General features: G+C 72.7%; 17 protein-coding genes and 1 pseudogene. 3 read left to right on the top strand and 15 right to left on the bottom strand.

Annotation, left to right across the window (positions count from 1 at the left end; translation table 11 throughout):
• Positions 1-33: 33 nt before the first annotated feature.
• From GQ466_RS00305 to GQ466_RS00295, 3 genes are all read right to left on the bottom strand, one after another.
• On the bottom strand, positions 34-762 hold the full coding sequence (locus tag GQ466_RS00305) for a redox-sensing transcriptional repressor Rex (RefSeq protein WP_161100779.1): 729 nt from the start codon (positions 760-762) through the stop codon (positions 34-36).
• A 245-nt stretch (positions 763-1,007) separates the two neighbouring features.
• A complete protein-coding gene (locus GQ466_RS00300) occupies positions 1,008-1,259 on the bottom strand; it encodes a glutaredoxin family protein (protein ID WP_161100778.1) in 252 nt (83 codons plus the stop codon).
• Positions 1,256-2,497 (bottom strand): putative quinol monooxygenase, encoded by a 1,242-nt coding sequence (locus tag GQ466_RS00295; RefSeq protein WP_237417564.1) that lies wholly within the window; start codon positions 2,495-2,497, stop codon positions 1,256-1,258. The genes GQ466_RS00300 and GQ466_RS00295 overlap by 4 nt, the downstream gene beginning before the upstream one ends.
• A gap of 101 nt (positions 2,498-2,598) precedes the next feature.
• On the opposite strand from GQ466_RS00295, the gene GQ466_RS00290 reads away from it, so the two are divergent.
• On the top strand, positions 2,599-3,471 hold the full coding sequence (locus GQ466_RS00290; protein WP_161100777.1) for an HAD family hydrolase: 873 nt from the start codon (positions 2,599-2,601) through the stop codon (positions 3,469-3,471).
• 1 nt (position 3,472) lies between these two features.
• Here GQ466_RS00290 and GQ466_RS00285 read toward each other — a convergent pair whose 3' ends face one another.
• The 6 genes from GQ466_RS00285 to GQ466_RS00260 all read right to left on the bottom strand — a co-directional run bounded on the left by GQ466_RS00285 (position 3,473) and on the right by GQ466_RS00260 (position 8,524).
• A complete protein-coding gene (locus GQ466_RS00285; protein ID WP_161100776.1) occupies positions 3,473-4,366 on the bottom strand; it encodes a lysophospholipid acyltransferase family protein in 894 nt (297 codons plus the stop codon).
• Between the two features lie 15 nt (positions 4,367-4,381).
• On the bottom strand, positions 4,382-5,419 hold the full coding sequence (locus GQ466_RS00280) for an NAD-dependent epimerase/dehydratase family protein (protein WP_161100775.1): 1,038 nt from the start codon (positions 5,417-5,419) through the stop codon (positions 4,382-4,384).
• 19 nt (positions 5,420-5,438) lie between these two features.
• On the bottom strand, positions 5,439-5,537 hold the full coding sequence (locus tag GQ466_RS00275) for a 30S ribosomal protein bS22 (RefSeq protein ID WP_018654693.1): 99 nt from the start codon (positions 5,535-5,537) through the stop codon (positions 5,439-5,441).
• 414 nt (positions 5,538-5,951) lie between these two features.
• Positions 5,952-6,155, bottom strand: coding sequence for a helix-turn-helix domain-containing protein (locus GQ466_RS00270; RefSeq protein WP_026341537.1), 204 nt, complete (start codon positions 6,153-6,155; stop codon positions 5,952-5,954).
• A gap of 335 nt (positions 6,156-6,490) precedes the next feature.
• A complete protein-coding gene (locus GQ466_RS00265) occupies positions 6,491-7,312 on the bottom strand; it encodes a phosphatase (protein ID WP_161100774.1) in 822 nt (273 codons plus the stop codon).
• A complete protein-coding gene (locus tag GQ466_RS00260) occupies positions 7,313-8,524 on the bottom strand; it encodes an acetoin utilization protein AcuC (protein WP_161100773.1) in 1,212 nt (403 codons plus the stop codon).
• A 183-nt stretch (positions 8,525-8,707) separates the two neighbouring features.
• Between GQ466_RS00260 and GQ466_RS00255 the strand changes: the two genes are divergently transcribed.
• Complete coding sequence (locus GQ466_RS00255) at positions 8,708-9,784, top strand: alpha/beta hydrolase (protein WP_161100772.1); 1,077 nt, start codon at positions 8,708-8,710, stop codon at positions 9,782-9,784.
• Positions 9,785-9,856: 72 nt separating this feature from the next.
• On the opposite strand, the gene helR is transcribed toward GQ466_RS00255, so the two are convergent.
• From helR to proC, 4 genes are all read right to left on the bottom strand, one after another.
• Positions 9,857-11,989 (bottom strand): RNA polymerase recycling motor ATPase HelR, encoded by a 2,133-nt coding sequence (gene helR, locus GQ466_RS00250; protein ID WP_161100771.1) that lies wholly within the window; start codon positions 11,987-11,989, stop codon positions 9,857-9,859.
• A complete protein-coding gene (locus GQ466_RS00245; RefSeq protein WP_337193253.1) occupies positions 11,986-13,194 on the bottom strand; it encodes a glycosyltransferase in 1,209 nt (402 codons plus the stop codon). The genes helR and GQ466_RS00245 overlap by 4 nt, the downstream gene beginning before the upstream one ends.
• 196 nt (positions 13,195-13,390) lie before the next feature.
• Complete coding sequence (locus tag GQ466_RS00240) at positions 13,391-14,317, bottom strand: lipase family alpha/beta hydrolase (protein WP_161100769.1); 927 nt, start codon at positions 14,315-14,317, stop codon at positions 13,391-13,393.
• A 292-nt stretch (positions 14,318-14,609) separates the two neighbouring features.
• Positions 14,610-15,404 carry a pyrroline-5-carboxylate reductase gene (gene proC, locus GQ466_RS00235; RefSeq protein ID WP_161100768.1) on the bottom strand — a complete coding sequence of 265 codons (795 nt, stop codon included), beginning with the start codon at positions 15,402-15,404 and terminating at the stop codon, positions 14,610-14,612.
• Between the two features lie 122 nt (positions 15,405-15,526).
• On the opposite strand from proC, the pseudogene GQ466_RS00230 reads away from it, so the two are divergent.
• Positions 15,527-16,801: pseudogene (locus tag GQ466_RS00230) on the top strand (RNA-guided endonuclease TnpB family protein).
• 28 nt (positions 16,802-16,829) lie between these two features.
• Here GQ466_RS00230 and GQ466_RS00225 read toward each other — a convergent pair.
• Positions 16,830-17,750 (bottom strand): proline dehydrogenase family protein, encoded by a 921-nt coding sequence (locus GQ466_RS00225; RefSeq protein ID WP_337193252.1) that lies wholly within the window; start codon positions 17,748-17,750, stop codon positions 16,830-16,832.
• Positions 17,751-17,817: 67 nt separating this feature from the next.
• The gene (locus GQ466_RS00220) at positions 17,818-18,927 is read right to left on the bottom strand and encodes an LCP family protein (RefSeq protein WP_161100765.1); all 1,110 of its coding nucleotides are present in this window, start codon (positions 18,925-18,927) and stop codon (positions 17,818-17,820) included.
• Positions 18,928-19,031: the final 104 nt, after the last annotated feature.

The following is a 19,031-nucleotide window of genomic DNA, read 5'->3' as shown; positions in this document are numbered from 1 at the left end:
CTCCCGCTGCTGTCACCATGTCTTCCAACGCGCTCACGCGTCCACCGCTTCCACGTAATGGGCGGGACCCGGCGGGCCGTCGCCGTCCGGCAGCTCGGGACCGCCGGCCTTGCGCTGCTCGTGGAAGGCGAGGATCTGCAGTTCGATCGACAGGTCGACCTTACGCACGTCCACGCCGTCCGGGACGGACAGGACGACCGGCGCGAAGTTCAGCACACTGGTCACCCCCGCCGCCACCACCCGGTCGCAGACGCCCTGGGCGGCCCCGGCCGGCGTCGCGATCACGGCGATCGAGACCGAGCGCTCGGCGATGACGTCCTCCAGCCGGTCGACGTGCTCGACGGTCATGCCGGAGATCCGTTCGCCGACGATGGCGTCGTCGGCGTCGAGCAGGCCCGCGACCCGGAAGCCGCGGGAGGCGAATCCGCCGTAACCGGCGAGCGCCCGGCCCAGGTTACCGAGCCCGATGATCGCTACGACCCAATCCTGGGTCAGGCCCAGTTCACGAGAGATCTGGTAGACGAGGTACTCGACCTCGTAGCCGACGCCCCGGGTGCCGTACGACCCGAGGTGGGACAGGTCCTTGCGCAGTTTCGCGGAGTTCACCCCGGCGGCGCCAGCCAGTTCCTCCGACGAGACGGTCGCGACGCCGCGGTCCTGGAGCCCGTGCAGGGCGCGCAGGTACACCGGCAGGCGCGCCACGGTGGCTTCGGGAATGCCGCGCTCGGCGCGGTCGCGGGTGCGGTTCTGGCGAGGTGTCACGGGCCTGCTCTTCGGGGGCTCGACGCTTAGCTCCGGCCCGGGACGGCGGGGGCCGCGGCCTGGCGACCGAGGGCCGGCCCGCCCAGGACCGTCCTCCAGATTAACCCTTGTGAATACGCGCACAAAGTCGCCCCCGGGGCAGAGCGACCCCGCCCCAAGCCAACATCAAGCCCACCAGCGGCGTTTCCGGTCGATGAACGACGTGCCGGGACGGAATCCGGTGTGATCGACGGAACACCGTTCGGTCAGGCGCGCAGGCGTCCGATCGCGGCGCGCAGCCGGGCCTCGTCGACCCGCCAGAAGTCGTGCCGGACGCCGTTGAGGAACGTCACCGGGATCTGGTCGCCGTACTCACGGAGGTCGTCCTCGGACGCGGTGACGTCCCGCTCGTCCCAGGGGACGTCCAGGTCCGCCGCGACCCGCTCGATCACCGCGCGGGCGTCGTCGCAGAGGTGGCAGCCGGGCTTGCCGAGCAGCGTGATCCGAACGTCCGTCACAGCGGGCGGCCCTGCGCGGCCGGGGACGCCACCGGCGGCACCTTCGCCGGGCCGAGCTTCAGGTCGATCACGTTCGTGGCCAGCACGTGGGCGCGCGCGTCGGCGAGGAACCGCAGGACGTGCGGCTGCCGCTGGTGCGCGGTGAACGACGCCTCGTCCCGGAACAGCCGGTAGATGATCCGCTGCGTGGGGGCGTTGGCGACGGTGTGGCAGGCGAGGACGAGCGCGTCCGGCTCGGCGCCCACGCCCCGGACCAGCTCCTCGGCGACGCGGTCGAACGCGTCCTCCCGGCCGTCCAGCAGGGTGTAGACGGTGATCTGGCCGCGCGCGCGGGACAGGTCGGTCCCGGCGGGGACGGCGACCGGCGGCACGTCCAGGCTCGTCGGCGGCGCCGGGTCGGGGAACCGCAGCTCGTTCGGGTCCGGCTCGGGGAAGCGCAGCTCGCCGCGCGGGTCCACGGCCGCCGGGGCCGGCTGCGGCTCGGGCGCCTGCGGCGCGCGGTAGGCCTGCTCCTCGTAGCCCGTGGCCGGTTCCTCGTAGCCGTCCTCGTAGCCCTCGTCGTCCTCGTAGACGGGGATCGTCCGCATCGCGCCGTACCAGACCAGGCCCGCCGCGCCGCCGAGCGCGATCGCCGCCAGCGGGCCGGGCAGCAGCCCGCGCGTCCCGGCGACGACGAGGACGCCCGCCAGCGCGACCAGCGCGACGGGGATCAGCAGCTCGGCCGCCTCCTCGTCGCGGCGGGACGCCAGCAGCGCCGTCACGATCGCGCAGCCGACCAGCGCCAGGACCGCGACGACGTGCGCGCCGTCGATCAGGACCAGCGGCAGCGGGCCGTAGGTCTTGCTCGGCTTGGGCAGCGCGTGGGTGAGCGTCCCGATCGTCGGGTCGAGCAGCGCGATCGGCACGACGATCACGGTGTAGGACGCCGTGAACAGCCAGAAGCTGAAACGGATCTGCACGAACCTGGCGACCAGCTCCACCACGCCGAGCGCGAGCCAGAGCGGCGCCAACAGCGCCGCGCCGATCTCGACGACGCGGAAGAGGATCGGCTTGAAGCCGAACGCGAACCCGGCCGTCATCGCGATGAGCGCCAGGCTGAGCCCGACCAGCGTCACCGACCACGCGATGAGGTAGAGCAGCCGTTCCTTGGAGGCGCGCGAAACCAGCAACCAGGTGGCGACGAGAGCGCCAGCGGTCGCGAGCAGCGCGAGGAGAGCGGAGACCATCGTGGTGCCCATGGTGCCCGATGCGAACGCCGGACGGGTAACCACTCCCTAAGAAACCCCGTGCCGGGGCGGTGGGCTGGGACGGGGCGGAAAGGGCCGACTAGGCTCTGTTCATGCGGTTTTTCTGGCATCGCGGCAAGGGGCACGATCCGGTCCGGGCGGGCGAGGCCGCCGCCGCGGCGGCGGCGGAGCCCAGCCCGCTGCCCGAACCCGACCCGCACGCGGCGGCGTTCTTCGACGTGGACAACACGATGATGCGCGGCGCGTCCATCTACTACTTCGCGCGCGGGCTCGCCGCCCGCAAGCTGTTCACGCTGCGCGACCTCGCGATGTTCGCCTGGGGGCAGGCGGCCTTCCGGGTGCGGGGCGCGGAGAACGCCGAGCACATCGGCAGCGCCAAGGAGGCCGCGCTGGCGTTCGTCGCCGGGCAGCGCGTCGCCGACCTCGTCCGGCTCAGCGAGGAGATCTACGACGAGGTCATGGCCGACCGGATCTGGCACGGCACCCGCCGCCTCGCCCTCCAGCACCTGGACGCGGGCCAGCAGGTCTGGCTCGTCACCGCGACGCCCGTCGAGGTCGCCCGGACGATCGCGCACCGCCTCGGGCTGACCGGCGCGCTCGGCACGGTCGCCGAGTCGTCCGGCGGCGTCTACACCGGACGGCTCGTCGGCAACCTGCTGCACGGCACCGCCAAGGCCGAGGCGCTGCGGGCGCTCGCGCAGCGCGAGGGCCTGGACCTGGCGCGCTGCTCGGCCTACAGCGACTCGATCAACGACCTGCCGATGCTGACCGCCGTCGGCCACCCGCACGCCGTCAACCCCGACGGGGCGCTGCGCGAGCACGCCCGCGAGCACGGCTGGCCGATCCACGACTTCCGCACCGGGCGGAAGGTCACGATGGTCGCGCTGCCCGTCGCGGCGGGCGCGGGAGCGCTCGCGGGCGGCGTCGCGGCGGGCGTCGCGCTGCGCCGTCACTACCGCGACTGACCTACCGGAACGCCGATCCGCGCCGCATCAGCGCGTCGTACACCATCTGCTGGACGACCTCGCGGACGTGGTCGGTCAGCTCGAACACGGTCATCGGGTCGTCGGCGGCGTCCGGGCCGTACTCCTCCAGTTCCACCGGCGGGCCGATCTCGATCAGCCACCGGGACGGCAGCGGCACGAGCCCGCCCAGCCCGAGCAGCGGGAACGTCGGCGTCACCGGGAAGTACGGCAGGCCGAGCAGCCGCGCCAGCGGACGCAGATCCGCGATCTTGGGGTAGATCTCCTCGGCGCCGACGATCGCGACCGGGATGATCGGCGCGCCCGCCTCCAGCGCCGTCCGGACGAACCCGCCGCGCCCGAACCGCTGCAGCCGGTAGCGCTCGGCGAACGGCTTGCCGATGCCCTTGAAGCCTTCGGGGAACACGCCGACCAGCTCGTCCTTGGCGAGCAGGCGCCGCGCGTCGCCGGGGTTCGCGAGCGTGTGGCCCGCCTTGCGCGCCAGGTGGCCGAGGACGGGGATCTGGTAGACGAGGTCCGCGCCGAGCAGCCGCAGCGGCCGTTCCGCGTGGTCGTGGACGGCGACGGTCAGCATCAGCGCGTCCATGGGGAGCGTCCCGGAGTGGTTCGCGACCAGCAGCGCCGCGCCGTCGGCGGGCAGGTGCTCCAGGCCCTCGACGTCGATGCGGAACCAGTGCTCGTACAGGGCGCGAGCGATGGGCAGCAGGACGGACTCGTTGAGGTCGGGGTCGAAGCCGAACTCGTCCACCTCGTAGGCGCCGGCCAGGCGGCGGCGCAGGAACGCGACCGTCCGCCCGACCGGATTAATGGCGGGCTCGGGGGTACGGAGCGGGATGACGGGTGCCACCGCGTCCCGTTCGTGTCGGTGGGCTTCCATGGGACGGCCCCCTCATCAGCGGCCGAGCGTCGCCGTCAGCCGGTCGAACAGGTCCAGCGGTGCGGTCCCGCCCGGCGGGCGCGCGGCGACGAAGTCGGCGAGAGCGGCCTCGGTGGTGTACTCCGGCCGCCAGGCCAGTTCGTCCGCCAGCCGGGACGTGTCCATGACCCGGCCGTAGGTGAGCCAGCGCAGCAGTTCGGGCGAGAACCCCGACATACCCCCAAAACGCCGTCCCATGTCCCCGAGGACCGAGATCGACTGGGCGGGCATCGGAACCGTCGGCCGGTGCGCGCGGCGCAGCGTCTGCGACAGCAGCAGGACGCCGTCGCCCGCGACGTTGTACCAGCCGGGATGATCCTCGACGGCCATCCTGCGCAGCACCTCGACGCCGTCGTCCTCGTGGAGGAACTGGAGCCGGGGGTCGAACCCGAGCACGGTCGGGACGACCGGCAGCGCGAGGTAGCGGGTGAACGGCGAGTCCACCCCGGGGCCGAGGAAGTTGGCGAACCGCAGCACGCTGACCGAGAGGTCGGACCGGCGGCGCTGGAGCCCCCGCACGTAGCCCTCGATCTCGGCGGCGTCCTTGGCGAACCCGTGCCGGGGCGGCCGGGCGGGCTCGTCGGTCTCGGCGAACACGGCCGGGTCGCGCGGCGAGGACCCGTACACCGCCGCCGACGACCGCACGACGAGCCGCCGCATCGACTCCGCGCGCTGGCACGCGGCGAGGAGCTGCATCGTGCCGATGACGTTCAGTTCCTTGATCGTCGCGCGCGGGCCGGACGGCGCGGTCACGAGGTTCAGGTGGACGACGGTGTCCACCCGCGCCGCCGCGATGATCCCGGCGATCGCCGGGGTGCGCAGGTCGACGCGCACGAACTCCGTGCGGCCGAGCGTCACCGGCGGCGCGACGGTGTCCACGCCGATGACCCGCTCGATGCCCGGATCGGCCTGGAGTGCGGTCGCGACCCGTGCGCCGAGCGAACGCGCGACGCCCGTGACGAGGACGACGCGGGCGGAGGGCCTGGCCTGCACCGTGCGCCCCCTTCGCGGCATGTCGCCTTGCGGGCCTGTCCTACTTCTTGTTGCGACGCTGAATGCGCGTCTTCTTCAGCAGCTTGCGGTGCTTCTTCTTCGCCATCCGCTTACGACGCTTCTTGATGACAGAGCCCACGAGACCTCGCTCGGCAAATCGGGGTGAGAAACGAACAACGGCATGCGGCGGCCGAGGCCGAAAAACCTCAGCGCACATGGTCCGAGGGACAAGGGTACCGCTGACGCGACACGAGTCAGGACGGCGGTGTTCCGCGCACCGTCCCGCCGGTCGTGCGGACGCCGGTCGGTCAGGGTGGTACCGGCCCGCGTTCCGCCGCCCGGGGTCCGGGGGCTGCCCCCCGGGAGAACACTGCGGACGGCGCGAGCCGACCGCAGGCCGGCGCCGTCCCGGGCGGAACCGGTCCGGCGGGGCGCGCCGCCGGGCCTGTTCCGCGTCCGTCGTCGTTCGTCGCTGCGTTGTCTGTCCTGCGGTGTCCGTTCCGCGGTGCCGTCGACCGCCCGTGCGGTCCGTCCGGCTCCGGGGCCGCGTCCGTCAGCCCGCCTCGATGTACGCGTCGCGCAGGTACTCGTGGACGGCCTGTTCGGGGACCCGGAACGAACGGCCCACACGGATCGCGGGCAGTTCGCCGGAGTGGACGAGTCGGTAGACGGTCATCTTGGACACCCGCATCACCGCCGCCACTTCGGCGACGGTCAGGAACCTGACCTCACTCAGAGGCCGCTCGCCTGAGCTCATCGGACGCCCTCTTCCACACGTGCCGCGCACCGGCCCTCCGGGTGACTTTGATCACGCACGTGTACTCCCTCAGCGTAAATCGTGCATCGACAGTCGCAAGAGGGGAGTTCCACCCATTTCCGTCTCCGGACCTGGCGAATCGGTCACAATGCCCTTGCGCCGCCGCACGGCAGGGACGTGACGGAGCGTCACTCATCCCCCGGCCGCGCCATCCGAACCGTCGATGACCTGGGCTTCCATCATGCACAGGCGGACTCGCCCGGGGCGAGCGCATCGGCCGGGTGATCTCGTCACGGACGGTGATGAAACGCCCTCCGCGAGGTGAGGGACGCGCGTCAGGCGCGGGCGGCGCGCTCCAGCAGGTACGCGGTCATCGGCTCGTAGTGCTGCGGGGACACGCCGTCGTCCAGCGGAACGACCACGTCGATCTTGCCCTCGGCCGCGCCGGTGAACAGCGCCGGGTCGTTACAGTCCGCGAACCCGACGGTGTCGATCCCGGCCTGTCCGGCGGCGCCCGCGAAACCGTGGTCGGCGATGGCCAGATCCGGCCAAACACTTCCGTCCGGGCCCGAAACCCCGTTCGCGGACAGCTCGGCGAGCATCGCCTCCATCGCGTCCGGGTCGTGCGAGTGCTGCACGGCGCCCCGCTCGTCCACGAGCATCGCGACGCCGGCGAGCGCGTAGACGAGCCGGCGCGGCTGCCAGGCGCCCCGCCAGTCCTGCACGTCGTAGGTCCAGCCCTCGGCGGGACGCAGCACGCGGCACCCCGACTCGGCCAGGAACCGCGCGATCTCCTCGTACACCGGCGTCAGCGTCGCGGGATGCCCGGTCGCGAGCAGCACGGTCTCGCGCCGCCGCGCAGCCGCCCCGATGCGGTCGCCCATCGCCTCCAGCGCGTCGATCGTGATCTCGGGGTCGATCGTGTCGTCGCCGTACAGGTGCAGCGGGTCCGCGACGACGCCGCAGCGCTCGACCATGACGTCCAGGACGTCGCGTTCGGTCCACGTCCGGTCGAACTTCAGGCCGAGCTGGTAGTACGGGTCGCCGTTGGCGAGGCGGCGGTAGTGCAGCAGGTTGTTCTGCCGCGGCGTCGCGACGTCGCCCGCGATCAGCGTCGCGACCAGGTGCGCGCGCAGCTCCGCGCGGTCGGGGGCCATTCAGATCTCCAGGGGGTCGAGGCCCAGGTCCGGGAAGACGGCGCGGCGCGTCGCGAGGATCGCCTGGTCCACCGGGTTGGCCGGGTCGTAGCCGGAATCGAACGAGCGGAACTCCACCGTCCGGCCGTCGGTCATGCGGCGGGGCGCGATCTCGTCGGTGCGGCCCCGGACCAGCGCGCGCCAGTCGTCCGGGGTGTCGGTCTCGGGCGCGACGGGACGGCCGGACGCCTCCGCGAGCAGGTGCGTCCACGCCCGGGGCACCACCTGCACCAGCTCGTAGCCGCCGCCGCCTGTCGCGATCCAACGTCCGTCCGCGAGTTCGTGGGCGAGGCGGTGCAGCGCGGCGTGGGTGGCGCGCTGACCGTCCACGGTGAGGAGCAGGTGCGCGAGCGGGTCGAGGGCGTGCGCGTCCGCGCCGTGCTGGGTCACGAGGACCTGCGGGCGGAACGCGCGCAGCGCCTGCGGGACGACCGCGTCGAACGCCCGCAGCCACGGGCCGTCGGCGGTGCCCGGCGGAAGCGCGATGTTGACGGCCGTGCCGATCGCGTCCGGTCCACCGGTCTCGGTGGGAAAGCCGGTGCCCGGGAACAGGGAGCGCGGTGACTCGTGGAGGCTGATGGTGAGGACGCGGGGGTCGTTGTAGAACGCGTCCTGTACACCGTCGCCGTGGTGGACGTCGATGTCCACGTACGCAACGCGCTCGGCCCCGTTCTCCAGCAGCCACGCTATGGCGATGGCCGGGTCGTTGTAGACGCAGAACCCGCTGGCGGATCCGGCCAGTGCGTGGTGGAGGCCGCCGGAGACGTTCACCGCGTGCTGTGACTCGCCCGTCCAGACCGCGCGGGCCGCCGCCGCCGACGCGCCCGCGACCAGCGCGGACGCCTCGTGCATCCCGAGGAACACCGGGTTGTCGTCGGTGCCGAGCCCGTACCGCTCCTCGGCGAGCCCGGTCGCGCCCGCGTGCCGGACGGCCGCGATGTACGCCTCGTCGTGGACGAGCCGCAGCAGCGCGTCGTCGGCCGCGTCGAAACCCGTGACGGTCACGTTCCGGGCGTCCAGCACGCCGAGCGCGCGGGCCAGCGCGACCGTCAGCTCCACCCGGACGGGGTTCATGGGGTGGCCGGGGCCGAAGTCGTAGGACGTGAGCCGGTCGTCCCAGAGGACCCGCAGCCCGCACCCCTCGGGGGACGGCTCGGGCGGCAGGCTGCTCATGCCCACACGGTAGCGCCCGGGCCGACCGGGCGGTCAGGTGAGGTGGGTCACCCGTCCGACCTCGGCGGACACACCCGGAAGATCGTTAAACGGAGGACATCGGTAACAAAGATGTGACGTGAGCCACCGGACGGAAACGGGAAGGAAACAATCACGACCGAAATCCACCCCCGAGGAAGGCCGATGGAGACCTTGACCGGGCGTTCCACCGGGGTGACTCCGCTGCCGACGACCGCCGCGGCGAAGCCAGCCCCCTACGAACGCCGTCCGACCCGCCGCAGCCGTCTCATCCACCGCGCGCTGCGCCTCGGCGTCTACCCGGTGATGCACCGCGTCCCGGGCCACGCCGGAAGCCTGCGCACCGCGCGCTCCACGGTGGAGGCGGCGGCGCTGCTGCTGCCCGGCGACGGCCGCGTCCGCGTGCGTCCACTGCGGGACCCCGGCGTCGAGAGCGGCGGCGCGCCGCTGGAGGGCGAGTGGGTCGTCGCGCGGTCCGCGCCCGACGGCCCGGCGCGCGGCGCGATCCTCTACCTGCACGGCGGCGGCTACGTGGTGTGCTCCCCGCGCACGCACCGGCCCATCACGGCGCGGCTCGCGCACGACACCGGGCTGCCCGTGCTCGTCCCCCGCTACCGCCTCGCGCCCGAGCACCCGTTCCCCGCGCCGCTGGAGGACGCCCTCGCCGCCTACCGGTGGCTGCTGGAGCGGGGCGTGCCCGCGTCCGGGATCGTCGTCGCCGGGGACTCGGCGGGCGGGCACCTGGCCGCCGCGCTGACCGCCGAGATCGTCCGGACGGGCCTGCCCAACCCCGCCGGGACCGTCCTGTTCTCCCCCTGGGTCGACCTGAGCTGCGAGCTGTCGGTGCGCGCGCAGCTCGACGCGCGCGATCCCTACATCAGCGCGACCGCGGCCCGCCGCGTCGCGCGCCTGGTCGTGGGGTCCGCCGGCTTCGACGACCCGCGGCTGGCCCTGCTCGCCGCCCCCTGGACCGGCGCCCCGCCGGTGCTGATCCAGGTGGGCGGCGCCGAGGTGCTGCGGCCCGAGGCCGAGGCGCTCGCCGCCGCGATCACCCGCGCCGGCGGACGCTGCGACCTGCAGATCTGGAACGGGCAGATGCACGTCTTCCAGATGCTCAACCGCGTGACGCGCGAGGCGAGCACGGCGATGCGCGAGACGGCGCGCTTCGTCCGCGAGGTCACCGCCGCCCCGCCCCGCCCGAAGACGGCGAAATCCAGGAAGAAGACCACCGCCGTCGCCTGACCCGGACCTGAGGCGTCCCCGCGCGGCTCCGCGACCCCCTGCGCCGGCCCCCCGCGGGGACGCCTCGCCACCTCAGGTCAGGATGACGAGCTGCTGGGTGGCGCGGGTCATGGCCACGTAGCGGTCCACGGCTCCTTCGATGCCTTCGCCGAACGTGTCGGGGTCGATGAGGACGACGAGGTCGAATTCGAGGCCCTTGGAGAGTTCGGGCGTCAGGGAGCGGACGCGGGGGCGCTCGGCGAAGCCCGGGTCGCCGATGACGCATGCGATGCCGTCGGCGTGCTCGTCCAGCCAGGCGTCCAGGATCTCGTCCAGGTCGGACGTGGTGCCGTGGGTGACGGGACGGCCGCCGGTGCGGATGGACGTCGGCACGTTGGCGTCCGGGAGCGCCGCGCGGATGACGGGCTCGGCGGCCGTCATGATCTCCTCGGGCGTCCGGTAGTTGATCGTCAGGGACGACTCCTCGATGCGGTCGAAGCCGACCCGTTCGAGGCGTTCCCGCCACGACTCGGTGAAGCCGTGCCGGGCCTGGGCGCGGTCGCCGACGATCGTGAAGCTGCGGGACGGGCACCGCTGGAGCAGCATCTGCCACTCGGCGTCGGTCAGCTCCTGCGCCTCGTCCACGACGATGTGCGCGAACGGGCCGGCGAGCGGGTCCGGTTCGGTGCCCGGCGGTTCGGTCCTGTCCATCAGGTTCTCTTGCAGGTCCTCGCCGCGCAGCATCGTGATCGCGCCCTCGCCGTCGTCGTCGGCCGCGATCAGGTCCGCCGCGATCTCGGCGCGGTAGGCGCGCTCCTCGGCGGCCGTCGCCTCCCGTTCGCGGTTGCGCCGGGTCGCCTTCGGGTCGCCGAGCCGCTGCCGGGCCGCGTCGAGGATCGGCAGGTCGGCGGTCGTCCAGGCGTGCGGTTCTGGACGCTGCAGGACGCCGATCTCGTCCGGGCTCAGCCAGGGCGCGCACAGCCGCAGGTAGGCGGGCACCGACCACAGGTCGCCGACGAGGTCGTCCGGCTCGATCACCGGCCAGGCGCGGTTGAGGGCCGTGCGCAGCTCGCGGTCCCGGTCCAGGGACGCGCGGATCAGGTCGAGCGGGGCGTCCTCGTCGTGCTTGTCGAGCAGGATGTCGACCAGTTCGTCCCAGATCACGTCCAGCGCCTCGTTGTGCGGGACCGACGGCCCGGCCGCCGCGAACGCCTCCGCCCAGTCGTCCGGCGTCACGCGGACCTCGGACCAGTCGGTGGTCACCTTCATGGCCTTGGCGGGCGGACGCTCGTAGAACCGGACGGCCTTCTCCACCGCCCGCACCATCCCGGCGGACGCCTTCAGCCGGGCCGCCTCGGGGTCCTTCTCGGCCTTCGCCGTCGCGCCCTCCGGGACGAGGTCGCGCAGCGTGCAGGTCTGGACGCCCTCCTCGCCGAGGCTGGGCAGGACGTCGGAGACGTACGCCAGGTACGGCTGGTGCGGGCCGACGAACAGCACGCCGCCGCGCCGGTGCCCCAGCCGGGGGTCGGCGTAGAGCAGGTACGCGGTCCGGTGCAGGGCGACGACGGTCTTGCCGGTGCCGGGGCCGCCGTCCACGACGAGCGCGCCCCGCGAGCCCGCGCGGATGATGGCGTCCTGGTCGGCCTGGATCGTGCCGAGGACGTCGCGCATCCGGGGCGACCGGGTGCCGCCGAGGCTGGCGATGAACGCGGACTGGTCGTCCAGCGCGGCGTGGTCCTCGAAGCCGTCGGCGGTGAAGACCTCGTCCCAGTAGTCGGCGACCCGGCCGTCGGTCCAGCGGTAGCGGCGGCGGCTCGCGAGGCCCATCGGGTTGGCGTGGGTCGCGCCGAAGAACGGCTCGGCCGCCGGGGAGCGCCAGTCGAGCAGCAGGCGGCGGCCGGTGGCGTCGGTGAGCCCGAGACGTCCGACGTAGACGGGTTCGGACTCGTCCGCGCCGACCATGCGGCCGAGGCACAGGTCCAGCCCGAACCGGCGCAGCGTGCGAAGCCGCGCCGTCAGCCGGTGGACTTCGAGGTCCCGTTCCAGCGCCCGCTGGCCCTTGCCGCCGGTCGCCTTGCGCTCGGCGTCCAGCCGGGCGGACAGGTCGGCGATCTGCTGCGCGAGCGTGTCGGCGATGGCGGCGAAGTGCCGCTCGTCGGCGGCGATGAGCTTGGGGTCGGCTTTGGCGGCGAGCCGGTCGGGCAGGGCGAACGCACGGGTGGTCATCTGGCCTCCGGGGTGATCGCGTCGAGCAGGAGCTTGGCGGCGCGGTCCGCGCCGTCGGTGCTGATGGCCGGGGCGACCTCGCGCGCCCGGGCGCGGGCCGCGAGCGCGGTGGCCAGCGCGGACGCCAGGGACGCCGGCGTCATCACCGGCGCGTCGTGGAGCGCTCCGATCCCGAGCGCGGCGACCCGGCCGCCCCAGTACGGCTGGTCCACGACCTGCGGCACGACGACCTGGGGCGCGCCCGCGCGGGCGGCGGCCGTCGTCGTGCCCGCGCCGCCGTGGTGGACGACCGCCGCGACCCGGCCGAACAGTTGCTGCTGGTTGACCTCGCCGATCGCGAGGCAGTCGGCCGCGTCGTCCGGGGCGAGGTCGGCCCAGCCGCGCGCGACGATCACGCGGCGGCCCACGGCGCGTGCTGCCTCGACGGCGGTCCGGGCGACGTCCGGGGCGCCGTGCATCGGCATGCTGCCGAAGCCCACGTAGACCGGGGGCGGTCCGGCCGCGAGGAACGCCTCGACCTCGGGCGGGAGCGGACGGTCGTCCGGCCGGATCCACGCGCCGGTCTGGACGACGTCGAGGTCCGCGGGCTCCTGCCACGGGGCGAGCAGCGGGTCGGCCGCCAGCCACGGCCGGTCGGTGAAGACGTGGTCGCGGACGGCGTCCACCGGCGGCAGCCCCGCCGCCGCGCGGTGCCGGTTGAGCGGGGCGCGGAACAGCGCGTCCACGTTCTCGGCGTCCAGCCGCCACAGCTCCCGGTTGTCCGTCACGTCCGGCGGGAACGGCGTCGGCGGACGCCAGGCCGCCGGATGGTGCGGGGACGGCAGCGTCACCGGCTGGAAGCACACGTAGACGTACGGAATGCCCAGCCTCTCCGCCACCGACCGCGCCCCCGCCGGGACCAGGCCCGTCGCGACCAGCGCGGCGCAGCCCTCCGCCGCCGCGGCGACCGGGCCGAAATGGTCGGCGACCCAGGCCGCCGCGCGCGTGAACGCGTCGTCCGTCGTGGGCGGCGCGTCCCCGCCGACCCACGCGCGCAGCGACCGGCCGAACGGGACCACCGGGATCCCGTCGGCCGCGAGCAGGTCCGCGAACTCCGCGTCCGGCGGCGCGCAGACCCGCGCCTCCACGCCGAGGTCCCGCAGCCGCACGGCCAGCGCCGCCATCGGCTCCACATCGCCGCGCGACCCGTACGTCAGCAGCAGCACTCGCAAATTCGTCCCCCGTTTCCGCAGGTGGTGAGCCTCCGGCGGACGATTGTGAAGCACGACGGGGGTCTTGCCGCAAGCCCCCCTGTGCGCTATATGTTGAGACTGGAGGGGAGCGGACGCTCCCTTTTTTCTTGCCCGGGCACGGCGAAGGCCCCGCCCGGGGGAGTCGGGCGGGGCCTGGCCGGTCCCGGGATCAGCCGCCGATCAGCGGCAGGACCTGGCTGCACGTCGGCTTCGCCTGGTGCGCCGGGTCCAGCGCGTTCAGCATCAGCCGCAGCGCGACGTGGTCGAACGCGATCGCCAGGTGCTCGGTGTAATCCTGGTCGCAGACGTCCTGGACGGTGATGTTGGTGACGTCCGGGCCGGTCAGGAAGGCCGACTCGTACGGGGTCACGACCTCGTCGTATCTGGACGCGATGACGGTGTACTTCACGCCCGGCATCGTGTCCCCGCCCGCGTTGAGCTTGGTGAGGACGGCCGAGCCGGGGGCCTGCTGCGCCCACGCCGGGCCGCCCAGCGCGTCCAGCGGCACCTGGAGGAACGGGAAGATCTTCAGCAGGTCCGCGAACCCGCTGACGCTCGCGCCGTGGTTGCTCGGCGCCAGCCCGACGAGCGAGGCGACCTTGGCGGCGCCGCCGTTGAACTTGAGGTAGTAGCGCGGCGTGATGCCGCCGCCCTGCGAGTGCCCGACGAGGTCGACCTTGTCGGCGCCGGTCGCGGCGAGGACCTTGTCGACGAACGTCGCGAGTTCCCCGGCGGACGTGGGGATGTCGCCGACCGCGGTCAGCGCGCCGTACTTGCCGTAGTTCAGGGCGAAGACGCAGTAGCCGTTGTTCTTCAGCAGCGGGGAGATCGCGTTGAAGTTCAGTGCCATCGTCGCGCTCGTCCCCTCGACCAGGACGACCGGACGCGGGTGCGCGGCGGACGGCTTACAGGAGAAGTCGTTGGCGCCCGGCGGGGGCGCCGAGGAGAACACACCCGGCAGCGCGTCCAGCGAGCTGTACTTCACCGGCAGGGCGGTGTCGGCCTGGGCGGCGGCGGGCAGCGACAGCGCCGCGACCGCGGCGACGGCGGGCGCGAAAACCGCGCGGCGCCAGATTCTCCGAGCTGAACCGAACATGGGGTGGGGGCTCCTCTTCCTCACCTGTGACCAGTGCCACAGGCAAGGGGAATGGAATCAGCACCCCCCGGGCCCGGCTACGCACGCGGCTGCTAAACCGCCCACGCAAAAACACCCCCAGATACGCACCCGTCCCGCCCGCCCGCGCAGAGCGCGGCCGAGCGGGACGACCGAACACCCCTGGTCAGCCCGCCCCGGACCCTCTCGCACCGCGCAAGGGTCAGCACTGCGCGGGGGTTCACACCGCACGAGAGTCCCCACCGCGCGAGGATTCACGCCGCGCGGGGCGGGGTCAGCCGGCGGCGAGGGCGCGGGCTCGGTCGCGGGCGGCTTCCAGGGCCTCGATGACGGCGGCGCGGACGCCGTGGCGCTCCAGTTCGCGGATCGCGGCGATCGTCGTCCCGCCGGGGGACGTCACGGCCTCGCGCAGCAGGACCGGGTGCTCGCCGGTGTCGCGGAGCATCGTCGCCGCGCCCACCGCCGACTGGACCACCATCTCCAGCGCGGCGGCGCGGGGCATGCCGAGCAGGATCCCCGCGTCCACCATCGCCTCGACGAGGAAGTAGAAGTAGGCGGGCGCGCTGCCGGACAGCGCGGTCGCCGCGTCCTGCAAGGACTCGGGGATCCGGGTGACCTTGCCGACCGGGCTCAGCAGTTCCTCGGCGAGCTTCAGGTGGTCCTCGCCGGCGTGCGATCCGGCGGACAGGACGCTCATCGCCTCGTCCACCAGCACGGGCGTGTTCGACATGACGCGGACGACCGGGACACCGCCGGCCAGCCGCTCCTCGATGAACGCGCAGGTGATGCCCGCCGCCATCGAGATCACCAGCGTGCCGGGCGCGACGTGCGGCCCGATCTCGGCCAGCAGCGCGCCCATGTCCTGCGGCTTCACGGCGAGGACGAGCGTGCCCGCCTCCCGGGCCGCGGCGGCGTTCTCGGCCGTCCGGACGCCGTGCCGTTCGCGCAGCTGCGCCGCGCGCTCGGGGCGCCGCGCCGTCGCGACGATCTCGCCCGGCCGCCGCCCGGCCCGCAGGACGCCCGACAGCAGCGCCTCACCCATCTTCCCGGCACCGAGAATCGCGATCATCGTTTCCTCTCAAGCGTGGATGCCCTTGTCTTCAGACAGGGGAGCAAATGCGACACTGTGTCGCACGTTACAGTTCGAGCAAACCAGACGGCATTTCTCGAACATGGGGTATTGTGCGAGCCATGAGCCGGACAGCAAAACGGGCATTCAAATACCGTTTCTACCCCACTCCCGAACAAGCGGCGGAATCGTCGCGTACGTTTGGGTGTGTCCGACTCGTTTACAATCGCGCCCTGCACGCACGGACCCTTGCCCGCCAGCAGGAGAAGCGGCGCATCGGTTACGCGGAGACATCGGCGATGCTGACCGCGTGGAAGCGGGACCCGGAACTGGGCTTCCTGCGCGAGGTGTCGTCGGTCCCGCTCCAGCAGGCGCTGCGGCATTTGCAGGCCGGGTTCGTAAACTTTTTCGCGAAACGCGCCCGGTACCCGGTGTTCAAATCGCGGAAGAAGTCTCGCCAGTCCGCGGAGTACACCCGGTCTGCGTTCCGGTACCGGGACGGTGCGCTGACGCTGGCGAAAATGGTCGCGCCGCTGGACATCCGCTGGTCGCGTCCCCTCCCGGAAGGCGCAGTCCCCTCCACGGTGACCGTGTCGCGGGACCCTGCGGGCCGCTGGTTCGTCTCGATCCTGTGCGAGGACACCATCCGCCGTTTGGACCCGGTCCCGGGCCGGGTGGGCGTCGATGCCGGGATCACGTCGCTGGTGACGTTGTCGACCGGGGCGAAGGTCGCCAACCCGCGGCACGAGCGCCGGGACCGGCGACGGCTCGCCAAGGCGCAGCGGAACCTGTCGCGGAAGGCGAAGGGCTCGGCGAACCGCGCGAAAGCGAGGATGAAGGTCGCCCGCGCCAACGCACGGATCAGTGACCGGCGGCGGGATTTTCTGCACAAGCTGTCGACTCGGCTCGTCCATGACAACCAAGTGGTCGTGATCGAGGACCTCAACGTCCGCAACATGGTCGGCAACCACAGTCTCGCCCGCGCGATCTCCGACGCATCCTGGCGGGAACTGCGGTCGATGCTGGAGTACAAGGCCGGCTGGTACGGGCGGGAACTGATCGTGGTGGACCGTTGGTTCCCCTCGTCGAAGCTGTGCTCGGCGTGCGGGCGCAAAGCGGCGATGATGCCGCTGAACGTCCGCGCCTGGGCGTGCCCGTCCTGCGGGACTCTCCACGACCGGGACGTGAACGCCGCGAAGAACATCCTCGCCGCCGGGCTGGCGGAGAGGTGAAACGCCTGCGGAGGACCGGTGAGACCCGACCCGCGCGAGCGGCGACGGCACGGTCCGGTGAAGCAGGAACCCCGACCTGTGAGGGAAGGAATCCCCGCCCTCAACGGCGGCGGAGGAAGTCAATCGACACACCTTGACGTTCGTTCACGGACCCGTCCAGCCTAGAGCCCGGCCCCGCGCGGTCCGTCGCGCGTCAGTCGCGCGTCACCACGGACCGGACGAAGAACGCCAGGTTCGCCGGACGCTCCGCGAGCCGCCGCAGGAAGTAGCCGTACCACTCGGTGCCGTAGGCGACGTAGACGCGCATCCGGGCGCCCGTCTCGGCGATCCGCTTCTGCTCCTGCGGGCGGATCCCGTAGAGCATCTGGTACTCGAAGGTGTCCGTCCCGCGCTCGTTCAGCACGGCCAGCGCCCCCGCGATGTCGATCAGCCGGGGGTCGTGCGTGGCGACCATCGGGTAGCCCTGCCCGGCCATCAGCGCCTTCAGGCACCGCACGTACGACTTGTCGACGTCGTCGCGGCGCGTGAACGCCACCGACTCCGGCGCCCCGTACGCGCCCTTGCACAGCCGCACCCGCGACCCGGCGTAGGCCATCTCGGCGGAGAACTCCTCCGCGCGGCGCAGGTACGCCTGGACGACGAGCCCGGTGTCGGGGAAGTCGCGGCGCAGCTCGCGCACCGAGTCCAGCGTGGACTCGACGGTCGTGTGATCCTCCATGTCGATCGTCACGGACGTGCCCGCCGCGCGGGCCGCCGCGCACACGCGCCGCGCGTTCTCCAGCGCCGTGTCCGGGTCGAGCGCCTGCCCGACGGCGGTGAGCTTCAGCGACACCTCGGCGCGGTCGGCGAGCTTGGCCTCGGCGAGCCGAGCGAGCAGCGCCTCGTAGTAGGCGACGGTGCGCCCGGCCTGCTCGGCGTCGCGGACGTCCTCGCCGAGGACGTCGAGGCTGACGAGCCGACCGCTGCCGACGATCCCCTCGGTCACGTCCAGCGCCTCGTCCATCGTCTCCCCCGCGATGAACCGGTGGACGACGTCACGTGTCAGCGGTGCCCGCTCGACCAGCGCCTGCGCCCTGGGGCTGGTCGAGACGGCCTGCAATGCCTGACGGAGCACGGCCCCTCCCCCTGTCGGCCGGACCCGTCCGGCCTTCTCCCCCGGCATACCCGGACGGAGCGAGAGATCACGAAACCGTGCCGACGCTGTTCCCGCCACCGTACGTCCGGACGTAGTTCGCCATGTCGGCCGTCTTGATCGCCGTGAACAGCGTCCCGGACCGCTTGCGGTCGAGGAGCACCACGCTCTGCTTGCCCCGCGCCGCGCTGCCCTTGTTCGGGACGGTCAGGAACGTGATGTCCGACGCCCGGATCCCGCGCAGGCTGAGGGCCAGGGACCGGAGCTTGCCCGCGCCGACCTTGTCGTCCACGCTGATCGACTTGGTGAACGCCGACAGGAAGCGGTCGAGCTTGAGCGGGTTGGTGATCGTCCCGCCGTCGGCGGCCTTCTTGGCGAGCGCGCCGAGGAACGCCTGCTGGCGCTTGATCCGGTCGAAGTCGCCGTTCGGGAGGTTGTAGCGCTGCCGGACGAACGTCAGCGCCTGCTCGCCGTCCAGCTTGTGCTTCCCGGCGGACCACTCGACGTGCCGCTTGGGGTCGTAGACGTCGTTCCGCACGTTCACGGTGACGCCGCCGAGCGCGTCGGTCATCGACTTGAAGCCGTTGAAGTCGATCGCGCCGAAGTGGTCGACGCGGATGCCGGTCAGGTGCTCGACGGTCTCGATGAGCAGCGGCGGCCCGCCGTAGGAGAACGCCGCGTTGATCTTCTGGTCGCCGTAGCCGGGGACGTCCACCCACGAGTCGCGCGGGAAGGAGACGACGTACGCCTTCTTCCGGTCGGCGGGCAGGTGCAGCAGCATGATCGTGTCCGAGCGCTGCTGGCCGGTCTTCCAGATCGTCCCGCCGGCGCCGGTCGTCCCGGCCTTCGCGCGCGTGTCGGACCCGACGAGCAGCCAGTTCTCGGTGCCGACCGCGCTCGGCCCGGGCCGGTTCGCGTTGTTCGGCATGACGCCGTGCAGCCGGTCGATGTTGCCGTTGTAGGCGCTCTCGCGCTGCCACACCAGCCCGGCGAGGCCCAGCACGACGATCACGAAGAACACGCCGACGCCGATGAGGACGCGCGGCCAGCGGCGCTTGCGCGGACGCGGGCCGTCGTCGCCGGGCAGGACGGCGTCCAGCCCCTCCTTCGCCGCCTCGGACGGGACGGGCTCGGGGCCGGGCGGCGGAGGAGTGGTCATGGCGCCGGAGATTATCAGCACGAAGGACGACAGATCCGGCACTCGACCCGATCTGACGTGGGATGTCCCGCTCCGGACAGCGTGAGACGCCGGAGCCGCACAGG

The sequence above is a fragment of the Actinomadura rayongensis genome, assembly GCF_009831215.1.
In the GTDB taxonomy this organism is placed as follows: Bacteria; Actinomycetota; Actinomycetes; order Streptosporangiales; family Streptosporangiaceae; genus Spirillospora; species Spirillospora rayongensis.
Note: the sequence above shows the minus strand (reverse complement) of the source record. Positions and strands in the feature narration are given on the sequence as shown.